Genomic DNA, 15,694 nt, shown 5'->3' with positions numbered 1-15,694 from the left:
CATGCGCATTCGGACAGCGGCCATCGGCCTCGCCGCACTGGCAGGTGGCGCCGTGGTCCTCGCCCGGGTCCTCCCGGACGAGGCCACGGCCCTGCTCCTCGGCACCGGCACCGGCTGCCTGATCTCGGCGATCGCGTTGACCATCGTGCTGACGTTCCGCGGATCGGGAACCGTCAACTTCGCCGCCGGCGCGATGGCGATGGAGGCCGCCTACGTCTATGACGGCCTGCGGCGCGGCGGCACCCTCTTCCCCACCGATCTGTCGCTCGGCGGTCCGCTGGGAGTCGTGCCCGCGATGGTCATCGCCCTGATCGCCTCGGCACTTCTCGGGGCGCTGTGCCATGTGCTCGTCTTCCGTCCGCTGCGCTCGGCGCCGCCGCTGAGCAAGGTCGTCGCGTCGGTCGGCGTCCTGATCGTGCTGCAGGCGATCGCCCTGCTGCGCTTCGGGAGCACTCCGCGTTCGATCCAGCCGATCCTGCCCAAAACACCGGTTCGGCTCTCGGACGACATCGTCGTGCCGGGCGATCAACTGCTGCTCGCCGGGATCGTCGTCGCGCTCACCATCGCGCTGTGGGCGGCGTTCCGGTTCACCCGGTTCGGTCTCGCCACGCGGGCCGCGGCGGAGAACGAGCGCGCCGCGACGCTGCTGGGCTTCTCCCCGGACTTCCTGGCGGGGGCCAACTGGATCCTGTCGGCCGTCCTCGCGGGTTTCCTGGGCATACTCGTGGCGACGGTCAACGGCTCCCTCGACCCTGTCACCATCACGCTGCTCGTCGTCCCGGCCCTGGGGGCGGCGCTGCTGGGCGGGCTGACCTCGTTCGGTGTGGCGACCGCCGCCGGGCTGGGCATCGCGATGACACAGAGCCTCATCCAGGTGCTCAGCCTGGAGCCGTGGTTTCCGCAGGCCGGGTCCGGGCCGCTGCCCGGAGTACGCGAAACCGTGCCATTCGTCGTCATCGTCATCGCACTGGTCATCCGCGGACAGACGCTTCCCACCCGCGGCACCGCCTCCCCGGCGAAACTGCCCGAGATCCCCCGTCCGCGGCGGCTCGGAGCAGGGGCCGTGCTGGTCGCCGGCGCCTGCGCGGCCGGGCTGCTGACGCTCGGCCCGGTGTGGCGTCTGGCGATCACCAACACGTTGATCGGGGCGCTCATCTGCCTGTCGCTCGTGGTCCTCACCGGCTACTTGGGGCAGATCTCGCTCGCGCAGATGACGCTCGCCGGCGTCTCCGGCTTCGTCCTCGCCAAACTCGCGTCCGCCGCGGGCGTCCCGTTCCCGCTGGCGCCCCTCGCCGGGGCGCTGGTCGCGACCGTGTTCGGGCTGGCCATGGCGGTGCCCGCGCTGCGGGTACGCGGCGTCAACCTGGCGATCCTCACTCTCGCCGGCGGGGTCGCGGTCGAGAAGCTGGTCTTCGGCAACCCCGCGTGGTCGGGAGGTCTGGAGGGCGCCCAGGTGCCGTCCCCCGGCCTGTTCGGCTGGAACTTCGGTCCCCGCGATCCATCGCCGGTGCTCGGCGACGGCACGCTTCCCACTCCGTGGTTCGGGATCTTCTGCCTGGCGGTCGTGATGGCCGCCGCGGCCGGCGTCGCGAATCTGCATCGCTCGGCGACGGGCCGCCGCATGCTGGCCGTCCGCTCCAACGAGCGCGCCGCCGCGGCCGCGGGGGTGAGCGTGGCGGGGACGAAGATGCTCGCCTTCGGTCTGGCGGCGTTCATAGCGGGCCTCGGCGGCGCGCTCTCCGGCTACCGCTTCGGTTCGGTGTCGCCCGAGTTCTTCGGCGGCGTCGCATCGCTGACCTTTCTCGCCTACGCCTACCTCGGCGGGATCACGAGCGTGTCCGGCGCCGGCCTCGGCGGCTTCCTCGTCGCGGGCGGTGTGGGCTTCACGGCGCTCAAGCAGTGGGTTCACGTCGGGGATCGCTGGACGCTGCTCGTCACCGGCATCGGGTTGGTGGCGACCGCGGTCATGAACCCGGAAGGCATGGCGGGCGCGCTGCGCGAGACCCGCCGGCGGCTCACCCGGCGCAAGGCGGTCTCACCATGACGGCCCTCCTCGAAGCCCGCGGACTGGGCGTGCGGTTCGGCGGCGTCCAAGCGCTCACCGATGTCGACCTCACGGTGGACGAGGGAGCCCTCGTCGGCCTGATCGGCCCCAACGGCGCGGGCAAGACGACGCTCATCGACGCGCTCACCGGCCTCGTCCCCGCCGACGGGCGCATCACGTTCGCCGGACGGCGGATCGGCGGCCTGCCGGCACATCGCCGGGCACGGGCCGGCCTGGGACGCACCTGGCAGTCGCTGGAACTCTTCGGCGATCTCACCGTCGCGGAGAACCTCCAGGTCGCCGCCGATCGGCAGGGTCCCGGGGGGATGCTCCTCGATCTCCTCCGCCCACGCCGGACCGCGCCCCCACCCGGTGTCGCGGAGGCGCTCGCACTGCTGGAACTGGACGACCTCGCCGACAGGATGCCCGACGAACTGACGCAGGGGCAGCGCAAACTCGTCGGCGTCGCCCGGGCGCTCGCGGCACGACCGCGGCTCGTGTGCCTGGACGAGCCCGCGGCGGGCCTCGACACCGGCGAGTCGGCCGCGCTCGGCCGGCACCTGCGGCGCGTCGCCGCCGCCGGTACGTCGATGCTGCTGGTCGACCACGACATGGGCCTGGTGTTCAGCATCTGCGATCTCGTCTACGTCCTGGAGTTCGGGCGCGTCATCACCGCCGGCGCACCGGCGGTCGTCCGGGCCGACCGCGCCGTCATCACGGCCTACCTCGGAGGGGAGGGCCCGTGAACGCTCTCGACGTGAAGGATCTGCGGGCGGGCTACCGGGGACTGGCGGTCGTCCGCGGCCTCAGCCTGCGCGTGGCGGCGGGGGAGGTGGTCGCGCTGCTCGGGCCCAACGGGGCGGGGAAGACGACCACGCTCCTCACCGTGGCCGGCCTGCTCCCGGTGATCGGCGGTGAGGTGCGCATGCTCGGCGCGCGGGCCACGGGGGCCAAGCCGCACCGGCTCGCCCGCCGGGGCCTGGCCTACGTGCCGGAGGACCGGTCCCTGTTCGCCTCCCTGACGGCCGCCGAGAACCTGCGGCTCGGCGCCCGGCGCGGCGCGGCGGACATCTCACGCGTTCTCGGCTACTTCCCCGCGCTCGGCCCGCTGCTCGACCGGCGTGCGGGGCTGCTGTCGGGCGGGGAGCAGCAGATGCTCACCCTCGGCCGCGCGATCGCCTCCGAGCCCCGGCTGCTGATGGTCGACGAACTCAGCCTCGGCCTCGCGCCCATCATCGTGGAGCGCCTGCTGCCCGTCCTGCGCCGCGTCGCCGAGGACACCGGCTGCGGCGTGCTGCTGGTCGAGCAGCACGTCCACCTCGCACTCGAGGTCGCCGACCGCGCCTACGTCCTCGCCCGCGGCGCCCTGGTGGCCGAGGGCGACGCCGCCGGGTTCGCCTCCGACCGCCGGCTGCTCGAAGTCGGCTACCTCGGCGAGAACGCCCTGACGGACGGCCCGTCCGAAGAGACCGGCCGATGACGTGCCGACGCCACAAGGAAGCCACAAGGAAGCCACAAGGAAGCCACAAGGAAGCCACAAGGAGAGAGATGTACGCCGCTCAGCACGCGATCAATCAGCCGGACAAGCCGGCGATCATCATGGCCGGCGGCGGTGAGGTCGTCACCTTCGCACAGTTCGAGGCTCTCGCCAACCGCATCGCGCACCTGTTCCGGTCGACCGGCCTGGCCCGGCTCGACCATGTCGCCTTCTTCATGGAGAACACCCCGTGGCTTCTTGAGTGCGAGGCCGGCGCCGAGCGCAGCGGCCTGTACTACACGCTCATCAACTCCCACCTGACGGCCCCGGAGGCCGCCTACATCGTCGACGACTGCGAGGCGCGCGTGGTGATCACCACGGCGGCCATGCTCGACGTCGCCGCGGACCTGGTCGCCGCCTGCCCACGGGTCGCCCGCTGGCTGGTGGCCGGGGCACAGGATCCGCCGGCGCCCTTCGAGCGGCTGGAGGACGCGATCGCCGGGATGGACGACACGGCGATCTCCGACGAGAGACTCGGTGTGGCGCTGCTCTACTCGTCCGGCACCACGGGACGCCCGAAGGGCGTGCTGCGCCCACTGCCCGACGTGCACCCCGCCGAACCCGTACCGGTCATGGAATTCGCCGCGCGCCTGTTCCGCCAGCGGCCGGGCATGGTCTACCTGTCACCCGCCCCTCTCTACCATTCCGCGCCACAGGTCAGCATCGCGGGCACGCTCCGCATCGGGGGCACCTCCATCGTCATGGAACGCTTCGACGCGCGCGAATACCTGCGCCTCATCGCCCACCACGGGGTGACCCACACCCAGGTGGTTCCCACGATGTTCTCGCGGCTCCTGAAACTGCCGGCCGACGTCCGGGAAACGGCGGATCTGTCCTCGCTGGAGTCGGTGACCCACGGCGCCGCCGCCTGCCCCGTCCCGGTCAAGGAGCAGATGATCGGCTGGTGGGGCCCGATCTTCCACGAGTACTACTCGGCGACCGAAGGCCACGGCTTCACGATCTGCGACTCGCACGAATGGCAGGACCGCAAGGGCACCGTCGGCAAGGCCGTCCTCGGCGAACTGCTGATCGTCGATGACGACGGAAACGAGTGCCCGCCCAACCGCCCCGGTCTCATCTACTTCCGCGGCGCGACCAACTTCGAGTACTTCAAGGACCCGGAGAAGACCGCCGAGTCCCGTGACCCGTCCGGGACGGCGAGCACCGTCGGGGACGTCGGCCACGTCGACGGCGAAGGGTACCTCTACCTCACCGACCGCAAGATCAACATGATCGTCTCCGGTGGTGTGAACATCTACCCGCAGGAGACCGAGGACCTGCTCATCACGCATCCGAAGGTGCTCGACGCGGCGGTCATCGGAGTCCCGGACGACGATCTCGGCGAGGTGGTCAAGGCGATCGTCCAGCCGGTCGGCGGCATCGAACCGGACGAGGATCTGGCAATGGAACTCATCGCGTTCTGCCGCGAACACCTCGCGCGCTACAAATGCCCGCGCTCGATCGGCTTCGAGGCGGAGCTCCCCCGCCAGGCCACGGGAAAGCTGCACAAGCGCCTACTGCGTGAACGCCACTGAGGCAACGGCGTCCCACTCGGCTCCCCGCCGGTCCGGCGCCTCCAGCGGCCGGCGCGCGGAGGCGGACCGCACCCCCGCGCCCCCGCGCCCCTCCCTCGGTCCGGTCAGCCGATCGAGCAGGTGTTGGCCACGTCGCCGGTGGTCTGCCGGGGGATGGTGGCGCTGGGCGGGGGTGCCTGGCCGCCGCTCGGGGCCGTCCAGCGTTCGAGGGCCTCGAACGCCGTCCGCATGCAGGGCAGCAGCGGACGCATCCTGTCCGGGAACATGTCGTACTCGATGTCCAGGTGGGAGGCGCCCTCGATCCGGTAGTAGCGGTGCAGGCCGCCCCTCCGCTCGGAACGGATCTTCGCTGCGTACGCGTCGCCGTGGATCTTGATCGGCAGCAGGGAGTCCAGCGTCCCGTGCACGGAGATCATCGGCTTGCCGATGCGGCCGTCCAGCGAATTCCGCTTCACCGCCTTGTGCACACTCTTGGGACGCGTGTAGTAGCGGTAGTCGGTGTCGCAGTCGGGCGTTCCGCTTTCGCAGAACGGGATGCCCGCTTCCAGGTCGCCGTCGTAGGAGGGGTCGACCTCCTCGCGGTATCTGCGCTGCGTGCTGTCCCAGATGAACCGGTAGTTGAAGTCCCACAGGAACTCCGAACCCGGTGCGTAGCCGGCCTCGATCATCGCGGCGTGCGCTCCGGGGTCGCCGGTCGCCGCGTACTCGGGGTAGTTGCGCAGCGCCTCCGGCAGGTGGACCAGTGCGTTCGGCCCGTTGTCACTCGGCCAGTACGTGCCTTCGGCTTCGACGCCGCCGTCGTACAGCCCGGGGCGGTTCTCCAGGGCCCAGCGCACCAGCTGCCCGCCGTTGGAGACGCCCATCGCGTACGTCCTGCGCGGGGACCTGCGGTAGTGGCGGGCCACGGTCAGCTTGGCGGCGACGGTGAGCTGCGCCATCCGGTGGTACCACTCCTGGACGGCGTCGCCGGGCCGCCGGCCGTCCTTGTAGAACTCCGTGCCGTTGTTGCCCTTGTCGGTGGACGCGAACGCGTACCCCTTGGCCAGCACCCAGTCGGAGATGACCACGTCGTTGGAGTACTGGAGGCGGTTTCCGGGTGCCCCGGAGACCACGAGCCCGCCGTTCCAGTTCTCCGGAAGCCGGATCACGAACTGCGAGTCATGGTTCCAGCCGTGGGTGGTGTTGAACGTGGAGGTGTCGCGGAAGTAGCCGTCGATCTGGATTCCCGGCACCCCGCTGGGGTTGCGTGTGGCCACGGACTGCATTCCCGACCACTGCTCGGGGACGGTGTGGCCCGAGGCGATCGTGCCGGCGGTGGTCAGATCGTCCAGGCAGGCGGCGACCTGCCGCTGCGCTCCGGGAACGTGGACCCTGTCCATGCCGGTGCAGCGGGTGTCCGCGTGCGCGGCCGGGACGGCCGTCACCAGAGGGGCCGCCACGAGCGACCCCAGCAGGGCCGGGACGACGGATGATCTGCGAAGCATCTGCATATGCGGCTCCGAAGGGTGGGACGCGGGGCCTTCGGTCCAGCCCGCGGTAGACGCCATGCTGTTCGACCGGCGGCGGACGCGGCGACGTCGGCGGACACCACTCTTGACCGGCGTCCTGTGGCGGCCGCTTCCATGAATCCCGGGGTCCGGGCCCGGATCGGCCGCCTCCGCGTCCCATCAGGGCGTATGTCTCTCGTCTTAGGCGCCGTCCGGTGTGGAAATCGCTCACAGGATGCTCCCCGAATGTGTGCCCCGGTCACCTCGCCCCGTCACGCGGCCGCCACCTAGCGTTCACCGTCACGGCGTCCCGAATGCGGCTCGGGCCGGCCATGACGCGAGGAGGACGCATGGGAGGAGGACCCGGGGAGGGCGGGCACGGGCGAGGCACCGGCTCCGCAGGCGCGGCTCCGGGCGGGACGGGCGGGCACGGGCGAGGAAACGGGTCCGCAGGCGCGGCTCCGGGCGGGACCGTCCCCGTGTTGAAGGCGCGCGGCCTGATCAGGGAGTTCCGCGGTTTCCGGGCCGTGGACGGCGTCGACCTGGACGTGGCCGACGGTGACGTGCACGCGCTGGTGGGCCCCAACGGCGCCGGCAAGACCACCCTGTTCAACCTCCTCACCGGCTTCCTGAAGCCGACCGCGGGCAGCGTGCTGCTGGAGGCCCGCCGGGAGCTGGCCGGACGCAGCCCCGAGGCGATCACGCGGCTGGGCGTCGCGCGCTCCTTCCAGATCACCAGCCTGTTCGCCGAGCTGACCCCGCGCCGGCACGTGGAACTGGCGCTGGCGAGCCGAACCGGCCTGGGCTGGCGTTTCTGGCGCTCGGACCGGGCGCTGGACCGCTTCGCCGGACGCGCCGGGGAACTGCTCGACCAGGTCGGGCTGGCCGGCCACGGCGACGTGCCGGCGGGCCTGCTGGCGTACGGGCGCAAGCGCGCGCTGGAGCTGGCGCTCGCCCTGGCCCTCGACCCGAAGGTCCTCCTGCTCGACGAGCCGACCGCCGGCATGGGCGTGGAGGACGTGGACCGCACCATCGAGCTCATCCGCAGGATCCGCACGGGACGCACCGTGGTCCTGGTCGAGCACAACATGAACGTGGTCGCCAGCCTCGCCGACCGGGTGACCGTCCTGCAGCACGGCTCGGTGCTGGCCGAGGGCCCCTACGCCGAGATCCGCCACGATCCGCGCGTCATCACCGCCTACCTCGGAGACGCCCATGCTGCGCGTTGACCGGCTGTCGGCCTGGTACGGCGAGGCGCAGGCCCTGCGCGAGGTCTCGATGCAGGTCGACGAGGGCGAGATCGTCACGCTCGTCGGCCGCAACGGCGCGGGCAAGACCACACTGCTGCGCTGCCTGATGGGACTGCACGGCTCGTACGGAAGGACGGCGGGCACGGTCTCGCTGTCCGGTGAGGACGTCACCGGCCTCGCCTCCCACCGCAGGGCCCGCCGCGGCCTCGGCTACGTCCCGGACGACCGCGGCGTCTTCGCCACCCTCTCGGTGGAGGAGAACCTCACGCTGCCGCCGGCGATGGGCCCCGGCCCGTGGCCGCTGGAGCGGGTGTACGAGACGTTCCCGAAGCTGCGTGAGCGGCGCCGGTTCCCCGGGACGAAGCTGTCGGGCGGCGAGCAGCAGATGCTCGCGCTGGCCAGGGTGCTGCGTACGGGTGCCCGGCTGCTGCTGTGCGACGAGCCCACCGAGGGCCTGTCGCCGCTGATCGTCGCCCAGATCGGCGAGATCCTCCGCGAGGTCAAGGCCGCGGGGGTGACCGTCCTGCTCATCGAGCAGAACGTCCACTTCGCCGCCACCGTCGCCGACCGCCACCACCTGCTCGCCGAGGGCCGGATCGTCGAGTCCATGGACAACGACCAGGTCCGCGAGCGCGAGCACGAGCTGCTCGAATACCTCGGCATCTGACGACGACCACGATCCCGGAAACAGAGGAGACCTGATGAAGATCATGGGCTGGACCGGCGGCCTGGCCGCCGCGGGGCTGCTGCTGGCCGGGTGCGGCGCCGGAGGGCCGGGCGGCGGCGGAGGTGCGATCAGTGACGACAAGGTGGTGCTGGCCGTCCTGAACGACCAGTCGGGAATCTACTCCGACACCTCCGGCCGCAAGACGGTCGAGGCCGTCAAGATGGCCGTGGCCGACTTCAAGGCCGAGCACGGCGACAAGGCGGTGACCGACAAGATCGAGGTCATCTCCGCCGACCACCAGAACAAGCCGGAGATCGCCAACTCCAAGGCGCAGGAGCTCTACGACCGGCAGAACGCCGACGTGCTCCTGGACGTGCCGACCTCGTCGGCCGCGTTCGCCGTCGCCAACATCGCCAAGACGAAGAAGAAGGTGTTCATCGACGTCGGCGCCGCCAGCACCGAGCTGGAAGGCAAGCAGTGCAACAAGTACACCTTCCACTACGGCTACAACAGCTACATGCTCGCCCACGGCACCGGAACCGAGGTGACCAAGGACGGCGGCGAGAACTGGTACATCATCTACCCGGACTACGCGTTCGGGCAGGACATGCAGAAGACCTTCACCACGGCGATCAAGGCCGCCGGCGGCTCCGTGGTCGAGGCCGACCCGACGGCGTTCCCCAACGACAACTTCTCCACGTTCCTGCTGAAGGCCCCGAACCTCGACCCCAAGCCGAAGGTGCTCGGCACCATGCACGCCGGCGGTGACCTGGTCAACCTGGTGAAGCAGTACAACGAGTACAAGCTGCGCGACAAGGGCGTCGGCCTCGCGGTCGGGCTCCTGGCCCTCAGCGACATCCACTCGCTCGGCCCGGACGCCCTGGCCGGGACGCGCTACACCGACATGTGGTTCTGGAACATGGACGACAAGGCCCGCGCCTGGGCGGACGAGTTCCAGGCCAAGACGGGCCAGCGTCCCACCGCCAACATGGCCGGCAACTACTCGGCCGCCCTGACGTACCTGGAGGCCGTGCAGCGCGGCGGCACCGACGAGTCCGACGAGGTGGTCGAGCAGCTGGAGGGCCACAAGTTCGAGGACATGTTCGCCCGCAACGCGAGCATCCGTGCCGAGGACCACCTTCTGCTGCACGACGCGTACCTGTCGCAGGTGAAGCCGTCCGGCGAGGTCAAGGAGCCCTGGGACTACGTGAAGGTCCTCAAGACCATCCCCGCGCCGGAGGCGTTCCAGCCGCAGCCCGACGCGGCCTGCAAGCCGTAGGCGGCCGGGGTGCTGCAGCAGGCGTTCAACGGGCTGGTGGGCGGGGCGTTCTTCGCCCTGCTCGCCCTCGGCCTGTCCGTCATCTTCGGGATGCTCCACGTCGTCAACCTCGCCCATGGCGCGTTCTACATGCTCGGCGCCTTCGGGGCGTTCATCGCACTCGACTCGTTCGGCCTGAACTTCTGGCTCTCCCTGGTGCTGGTCCCGCTGCTGCTGGGCGCGGCCGGGATCGTCCTGGAACGGCTGTTCATCCGGCGGCTGACGCCGCTGGATCCGCTCTACAACTTCCTGTTCACCTTCGGATTGGCGCTGATCCTGCAGGACCTGGTGAAGCGCGAGTACGGGGTGAACTCCCAGCCGTACCCCAGGCCGTCCGCGCTGCGCGGTTCGCTCGACCTGGGGCTGTTCACCTACCCCGCCTACCAGGTGTTCGTGCTGGGGGCGTCGGCGGTGCTGTGCGTCGCGGTCTGGCTGGTCCTCACCCGCACCCGCGTCGGGATGATCGTCCGGGCGGCGACGGAGCGTCCCGAGCTGACCCGGGCGCTGGGCATCGACGTCGGCCGGTGGGTGACCCCGGTGTTCGGGTTCGGGATCGCGCTGGCCGGCTTCGCCGGGGTCCTGGCCGCGCCGATGCGGGCGGTCAACCCGCTGATGGGCAGCGACTTGATCATCACGGTGTTCGCCGTGGTGGTGATCGGCGGCCTCGGCTCGGTGTTCGGGTCGGTCGCCGCGGGCTTCGCCGTCGGGCTGGTGTCGGCGCTGGGCAACCTGTACGTGCCCGCGCTGTCCCAGACCCTCGTGTTCATCCTCATGGCCGCCGTGCTGCTGTGGCGCCCGGCCGGGCTGTTCGGACGCGAGGAGGCGTTCAGATGATCCTGCACAGACTGGCCCGCTCGGGCCGGGCCGGCCCGCTGCTCCTGGTGGCCGGGCTGGTCGCCGCCCTCGCCCTGCCCTGGATGATCTACCCGCCGGTCGCCATGGACATCGCCTGCTGGGCGCTGTTCGCCGCCGCGGTGGACCTGCTGCTCGGCTTCACCGGGCTGCTGTCGTTCGGGCACGCCGCCTTCTGGGGCGGGTCGGCGTACTGCACCGGCCTGATCGCGCTGCACACCGGAATGCCGTTCCCCGCCGCGATCGTGGGCGGCGCGGCGTTCGCGGCGCTGCTGGCGGTCCCGATCGGCTTCCTGTCGGTACGGCTGACCGGGATCTACTTCGCCATGGTCACCCTGGCCTTCGCGCAGATGGTCTACTTCGTCGCCAACCAGTGGCGGGACGTGACGGGCGGGGAGAACGGACTGCAGGGCATCCCCCGGGACCTGTTCGGCCTCGACCTCTCCGAGCCGTTCTACTTCTACTACGCCGGGCTGCCGTTCGTGCTGGCCGGACTGTTCGCCGCCTGGCGCATCGTCCGCTCGCCGTTCGGCCGGGTGCTGGTGTCCATCCGCGACAACCCGGCCCGCGCGCGGGCCCTCGGCTACCCCGTCGACCGCTACAAGCTCCTGGCCTTCGTCCTGTCCGCCGCCCTCTCCGGGACGGCCGGCGGCGTGTTCGCCATCGGGCACGGCTTCGCCTCACTCGACGGTGTCTACTGGACCACGTCCGGGCAGGTCGTGATGATGGTCATCCTCGGCGGCATCGGCACCCTGTGGGGCGGCACGATCGGCGCCGCCCTGGTCGTCCTGCTCCAGGACTACCTGGCCACCGCCGGGTTCGCGGAGACCGGGATCGTCACGGGCTCGATCTTCATCGTGATCGTGCTGCTGTTCCGCCGGGGCATCTGGGGAACGGCCCGCCACCTGCTGTCCTCCCGCCGTGCGGCCGGCGAGTCCGGCGCGTCCGGCGACGGGGCGTCCGACGCGAAGAAGCCCGTCGACGCCCCGGCCTGATCCTGGGGGAGAGCTCAGCTCCGTGGCCCTTGAAGGTGGTGGAGGCGGATGGCCAGTTGGATGTCCAGGGCCCGGCCGGGCTCCTGCCAGCCGTCGCCGAGCAGGCGGCCGACGCGGTTGAGCCGCTGGGTGACGGTGTTGACGTGGATGTGCAGGCGCTCGGCGGTTCTGGACAGGCTGCATCCGGTGTCGAAGTAGACCTCCAGCGTCCCGGTCAGTGACGTCCCCCGGCGGGTGTCGTAGTCGAGCACCGGGCCGAGCGTCGTGCGCAGGAAACCCCCGACATCGCGGTCGGCGCCGATCAGCAGGCCGACGAAGCCCAGTTCGCGGGCGTCCGCACCGCCGTCCCGGCGGCCGAGGGCCACCAGCGCGTCGGCGCAGCGGCGCGCCTCCCGGTGAGCGCCGGCGACCCCGGAGGGACCGCGCACCGGCCCGGCCGCGCCGACGGTGACCGGCGCCGCCAGCGCGGTGCGCAGCTCCTTGGCGACCTGGTCGGCGATCTGGCCGGGCTCGTCGCCCGGCAGCAGCAGGACGACCTCCTCGCGGCGCGCCGCCGCCAAGCCCCGCGACACCGCGGCGTACGAGGACGCCCAGAACGCGGCGCGCCCGCGATGCCCGGGCGAGGCGCAGCGGGCCGACAGCACGACATGCGGGGCTTCAAGGTCGAGGTTCGCCCGGCGGGCCCGCGCCTCGAACGCCTCACCGCCGTCCACGCGCCCGTCCAGCAGATCGTCCAGCAGTTCGCCGCGTACCCGCGCCTCGGCCTCGGTGACGCTGCGCCGCAGCAGCATCAGCAGCGCCGTGACCAGCGCCGCGCGTTCCAGGATGCGCCGGTCGGCGTCGGAGACCTCCGCCGCCGTGCGCAGCACCAGCGCGCCGAGCACCTCCTCGCCGGTGGACACCGACGCGACCCACAGGTCGCCGCGCCGCACTGTGCGTCCCCGCGTGCCGGGGGAGTGGGCGGTGACCATGACGCGGGAGAGCTCGTCCTCGGCGAGCGGCGCCGGATCACCGGAGGCGGCCAGCGTGCGGCCGTCGGCGTCCAGGACGTGCAGGCTCCCGCCCAGCACCTCGGTGACCACCGCCGCCACGTCCGCGGCACCGCCGCCGCGGACCACCAGCGCGGTCATGCGTTCGTGCGCCTGCGCGGCCCGCTCGACCGCGACGCCGCGCGCCCTGGCCTTCGCGCCCGCCGTGTCCAGATCCTTCAGCGCCGTGCGGGTCTCCTCCAGCAGCCGTGCCTTGTCGATGGCCACGGCGGCGTACGAGGCCAGCGACCCCAGCAGCACCGCCTTCTCCTGGTCGAACGGACGCTCGCTGCGGTTCGCCGCGTACAGCACGCCGATCACACGGCCGCCCAGCCGCATCGGCACGCCGAGGATCGCCACCAGCGCCTCCTCGGCCACCGCCTCGTCGATGAAGGCGCGGTGCCGGAACTGCGGATCCTTCAGGTAGTCGTCGCTGCTGTAGGGCATCGCCGTCTGCGCCACCAGGCCGCCCAGCCCGTCGCCCAGCGGGATCCGCAGCCGCCGGAACGCCGCCGAGACCGATCCGTCGGTCACCCGCATGCAGGTGTCGCCGCGCTCGTCGTCGTTCAGCGTCAGGTAGGCGATGTCGGCGTTCAGCAGCCACCGGGCGCGCCGCACGATCCCGTCCAGGATCGCATCGGGGTCGTGCAGCCCGGCCAGTTCGCCGGCGGTGTCGAACAGTGCGGACAGCTCGGCCTCGCGGCGGGCGTACCGCTGCATGATGGCGCGCACCCGAAGCGCCGCGAGCTTGGCGGCCTCCAGCTGGGCGAGCGCATCGGGGCCCGCACCCGCCGCGCGGGCCGTCACCAGCGGCCCGTCGAAATCGGCGGGCGGGGCCTCGCGCGCCAGCAGATCGAGGAAGACGGCGGAGGGGAGGGGAGTCGTCGCCGGCTGTACGTGCACCGTCCCGTTCGCCGGTGTTCCGTTCGCCGGTGTTCCGTTCGTTCGTGTCCGGTCGGTCGGCGCCCTGTCCATCAGCGCTCGTCCGTCAATGCGCATTCCGTCCTCCGTTGAATGGAACCGGCGCGCCGGCCGTCACCGCACGACGCACCGCGACGTCACAGCGAGATTCCTCCGTCGACGGGGAGCACGACACCGGTGATGTAGGAAGCCTCGTCCGAGGCGAGGAAGGCGACGGCCTCGGCTATCTCCGACGCGTCGGCGAAGCGGCCCATCGGCGTCACCGCGGTGAGCCGGGCCAGTTTCTCGGCGGGGATGGAGGCGATCATGCGGGTCTGCGCGTTGGGCGAGATCGCGTTCACCGTCACGCCGAACCGTGCGAGCTCCTTGGCCGCCGTCTTGGTGAACCCGATGATTCCGGCCTTGGCCATGGCGTAGTTGGACTGCCCGGGGTTGCCCCGGAGCCCGGTGTAGGAGGTGACGTTGATGATCCGGCCCGCGCCCTGCCTGCGGAAGTGGGGCACGGCGGCGCGGGTGAACCGGAAGGTGCCGCCGGCGTGGACGGCCATCACGGCCTCGTAGTCCTCGTCCGAGAGTTTCCACAGCACTCCGTCGCGCAGGATGCCCGCGTTGTTGACCAGCACGTCGATGCGGCCGGTGTTCGCGACGACCCGCTCCACCACGCCGGTCACCTGGGCGGTGTCGGAGACGTCGGCGACCAGGCCCACCGCACCGGTCTCCCTCTCGGCGACCTTGATCTCTTCGGCGTCGGAGTCGACCAGGTACACCGTCGCGCCGGCGTTGTGGAAGTGCTCCCCGACGGCCCGGCCGACGCCGCGGGCCGCGCCGGTGACGACGACGATCCGGCCGGTGAAGTCGAAGGTCAGATTCGCCATCAGGACGGCCGCCCGGCTTCGGCGGTACCGCGGCCGGCGGTCGACGGGGGCGGCGCGGGCGGGCGGTCATCGGTGCCGTCGTGCTCGTTTCGAGTGCGGAGCATGGGGCTTCTCCTCGTCCTCGGAGGAAGGGGACCTCCGGAGCAACTGACTAAGCGCATAGTTACCCACGGGGGGAAGGCGTGTCAAGGATCACCGGACGCTCCGCTCACGGGTCAGGGACGACCTGACCGGCGGTATCCGCGGGGCTTGCCGGACGGCCGTGCGGCTACCGCGCCCCGGGCGCGGTGCGGCGGCCGGGTTCGTCGCGGGTGACCAGCTTCAATGCGAGGTCGGCGTAGAACTCGCCGAGCTGCTCGGGCGAGTCGTCGCCGTCGAGCCGGTACCAGCGGACGAGATCGATGCTCAGCGACAGCATCGCGCGCGTGACCCGCTTGACGTCGACCTGCGCGAACGACCCGTCGGAGACTCCGCGGGCGACGGCGTCGCGGAAGAACTCGTTCGTCCGGTGGCGCAGCTCCAGGACCTCGTCGTAGTGCTCGGCCGTCAGGCCGGCCAGCTCCATCTGGCAGACGCGCGCGACCACATGATGGCGGGCATGCCACGCGGTGTACGCCGCGATGATGGCGCGCAGCCGGTCCGCCGGGTTCGCCGCGGCCGGGACGAGTGGGTCCTGGACGCACGCCAGGGCCTGCTCATGGCCGACTCGGATGATCTCGAACAGGACCAGTTCCTTCGACGGGAAGTGGACGTAGAGCGCCGCCGGGCTGAGGCTGACGCCCTCGGCGATGTCGCGCGTGGTCGTGGCGTGGAAACCGTTCGCGGCGAAGCAGCGCACCGCCGACGTCAACAGTCCGCGCTGCACTTCTCCGAGCTCCACCCGCCAGAGATCAGGGGAGTGGTCCCTCAGCCGGGGGTCGTCCGCCAGATCCTGTGCGGTGAATCGGGCCTGCCGTCTGGCCATCCGCGACTCTCGCCTCCTTCGAGTCCGATGCAGGGTATCGACGCCGCTCGCGGAGCCGTCCGCCCTGGGTTTCCGTCACGATGCGCGGCCGCTGCGACCTCGGCATGCACATCCTAGTGGTGACTATGCGCTTACTCACACCCACGGCGTTGGCCCGTTCACCACTGAGCCGGTTGACCCGTCCCGATCCGAGTCATACATTCATCCATATTCTGTATGAA

General features: G+C 71.3%; 13 protein-coding genes. 9 read left to right on the top strand and 4 right to left on the bottom strand.

Annotated features, from left to right (window positions below; translation table 11 throughout):
• Position 1 precedes the first annotated feature (1 nt).
• From ACGFIS_RS29310 to ACGFIS_RS29295, 4 genes are all read left to right on the top strand, one after another.
• Positions 2–2,044: an ABC transporter permease gene (locus ACGFIS_RS29310; protein ID WP_392906388.1), complete on the top strand. Its 2,043-nt coding sequence runs from the start codon at positions 2–4 to the stop codon at positions 2,042–2,044.
• Positions 2,041–2,790 carry an ABC transporter ATP-binding protein gene (locus ACGFIS_RS29305; RefSeq protein ID WP_392906386.1) on the top strand — a complete coding sequence of 250 codons (750 nt, stop codon included), beginning with the start codon at positions 2,041–2,043 and terminating at the stop codon, positions 2,788–2,790. Before ACGFIS_RS29310 ends, ACGFIS_RS29305 begins: the two co-directional genes overlap by 4 nt.
• Positions 2,787–3,524, top strand: coding sequence for an ABC transporter ATP-binding protein (locus ACGFIS_RS29300; protein ID WP_392973236.1), 738 nt, complete (start codon positions 2,787–2,789; stop codon positions 3,522–3,524). The genes ACGFIS_RS29305 and ACGFIS_RS29300 overlap by 4 nt, the downstream gene beginning before the upstream one ends.
• Before the next feature lie 68 nt (positions 3,525–3,592).
• A complete protein-coding gene (locus tag ACGFIS_RS29295; protein WP_392973234.1) occupies positions 3,593–5,116 on the top strand; it encodes an AMP-binding protein in 1,524 nt (507 codons plus the stop codon).
• A gap of 104 nt (positions 5,117–5,220) precedes the next feature.
• Here ACGFIS_RS29295 and ACGFIS_RS29290 read toward each other — a convergent pair whose 3' ends face one another.
• Positions 5,221–6,600, bottom strand: a complete 1,380-nt coding sequence (locus ACGFIS_RS29290; RefSeq protein ID WP_392906382.1) for a tannase/feruloyl esterase family alpha/beta hydrolase — start codon at positions 6,598–6,600, stop codon at positions 5,221–5,223.
• A gap of 482 nt (positions 6,601–7,082) precedes the next feature.
• Here ACGFIS_RS29290 and ACGFIS_RS29285 point away from each other — a divergent pair, with 482 nt between their 5' ends.
• Genes ACGFIS_RS29285 through ACGFIS_RS29265 form a run of 5 tightly spaced genes read left to right on the top strand, consistent with a single transcriptional unit; the run spans position 7,083 to position 11,685 of the window.
• Complete coding sequence (locus ACGFIS_RS29285) at positions 7,083–7,832, top strand: ABC transporter ATP-binding protein (protein WP_392973232.1); 750 nt, start codon at positions 7,083–7,085, stop codon at positions 7,830–7,832.
• The gene (locus ACGFIS_RS29280; RefSeq protein WP_392973230.1) at positions 7,819–8,520 is read left to right on the top strand and encodes an ABC transporter ATP-binding protein; all 702 of its coding nucleotides are present in this window, start codon (positions 7,819–7,821) and stop codon (positions 8,518–8,520) included. The genes ACGFIS_RS29285 and ACGFIS_RS29280 overlap by 14 nt, the downstream gene beginning before the upstream one ends.
• Before the next feature lie 34 nt (positions 8,521–8,554).
• The gene (locus ACGFIS_RS29275) at positions 8,555–9,799 is read left to right on the top strand and encodes an ABC transporter substrate-binding protein (RefSeq protein ID WP_392906378.1); all 1,245 of its coding nucleotides are present in this window, start codon (positions 8,555–8,557) and stop codon (positions 9,797–9,799) included.
• Positions 9,800–9,808: 9 nt separating this feature from the next.
• Positions 9,809–10,672 (top strand): branched-chain amino acid ABC transporter permease, encoded by an 864-nt coding sequence (locus ACGFIS_RS29270; RefSeq protein ID WP_392906376.1) that lies wholly within the window; start codon positions 9,809–9,811, stop codon positions 10,670–10,672.
• Entirely contained in the window at positions 10,669–11,685 is a 1,017-nt protein-coding gene (locus ACGFIS_RS29265; protein ID WP_392906374.1) for a branched-chain amino acid ABC transporter permease, read from the top strand. The genes ACGFIS_RS29270 and ACGFIS_RS29265 overlap by 4 nt, the downstream gene beginning before the upstream one ends.
• A 14-nt stretch (positions 11,686–11,699) precedes the next feature.
• On the opposite strand, the gene ACGFIS_RS29260 is transcribed toward ACGFIS_RS29265, so the two are convergent.
• From ACGFIS_RS29260 to ACGFIS_RS29250, 3 genes are all read right to left on the bottom strand, one after another.
• Entirely contained in the window at positions 11,700–13,712 is a 2,013-nt protein-coding gene (locus tag ACGFIS_RS29260; RefSeq protein ID WP_392906373.1) for a helix-turn-helix domain-containing protein, read from the bottom strand.
• 59 nt (positions 13,713–13,771) lie between these two features.
• Positions 13,772–14,509, bottom strand: coding sequence for an SDR family NAD(P)-dependent oxidoreductase (locus tag ACGFIS_RS29255; protein WP_392906371.1), 738 nt, complete (start codon positions 14,507–14,509; stop codon positions 13,772–13,774).
• Positions 14,510–14,777: 268 nt separating this feature from the next.
• Positions 14,778–15,473, bottom strand: coding sequence for a TetR/AcrR family transcriptional regulator (locus tag ACGFIS_RS29250; protein WP_392973228.1), 696 nt, complete (start codon positions 15,471–15,473; stop codon positions 14,778–14,780).
• Between the last annotated feature and the right edge of the window lie 221 nt (positions 15,474–15,694).

It is taken from the genome of Spirillospora sp. NPDC048824, assembly GCF_043198455.1.
In the GTDB taxonomy this organism is placed as follows: Bacteria; Actinomycetota; Actinomycetes; order Streptosporangiales; family Streptosporangiaceae; genus Spirillospora.
The sequence above is the reverse complement of the archived record's forward strand: the minus strand, read 5'-3'. Positions and strand labels throughout refer to the sequence as shown.

What these genes read in the sequence shown, in the direction of transcription:
- ACGFIS_RS29290 (WP_392906382.1), bottom strand. Translation starts at nt 6,600, where the DNA reads ATGCTTCGCAGATCATCCGTCGTCCCGGCCCTGCTGGGGTCGCTCGTG.
- ACGFIS_RS29265 (WP_392906374.1), top strand. Translation starts at nt 10,669, where the DNA reads ATGATCCTGCACAGACTGGCCCGCTCGGGCCGGGCCGGCCCGCTGCTC.
- ACGFIS_RS29255 (WP_392906371.1), bottom strand. Translation starts at nt 14,509, where the DNA reads ATGGCGAATCTGACCTTCGACTTCACCGGCCGGATCGTCGTCGTCACC.
- ACGFIS_RS29275 (WP_392906378.1), top strand. Translation starts at nt 8,555, where the DNA reads ATGAAGATCATGGGCTGGACCGGCGGCCTGGCCGCCGCGGGGCTGCTG.
- ACGFIS_RS29295 (WP_392973234.1), top strand. Translation starts at nt 3,593, where the DNA reads ATGTACGCCGCTCAGCACGCGATCAATCAGCCGGACAAGCCGGCGATC.
- ACGFIS_RS29260 (WP_392906373.1), bottom strand. Translation starts at nt 13,712, where the DNA reads ATGCGCATTGACGGACGAGCGCTGATGGACAGGGCGCCGACCGACCGG.
- ACGFIS_RS29305 (WP_392906386.1), top strand. Translation starts at nt 2,041, where the DNA reads ATGACGGCCCTCCTCGAAGCCCGCGGACTGGGCGTGCGGTTCGGCGGC.
- ACGFIS_RS29250 (WP_392973228.1), bottom strand. Translation starts at nt 15,473, where the DNA reads ATGGCCAGACGGCAGGCCCGATTCACCGCACAGGATCTGGCGGACGAC.
- ACGFIS_RS29310 (WP_392906388.1), top strand. Translation starts at nt 2, where the DNA reads ATGCGCATTCGGACAGCGGCCATCGGCCTCGCCGCACTGGCAGGTGGC.
- ACGFIS_RS29280 (WP_392973230.1), top strand. Translation starts at nt 7,819, where the DNA reads ATGCTGCGCGTTGACCGGCTGTCGGCCTGGTACGGCGAGGCGCAGGCC.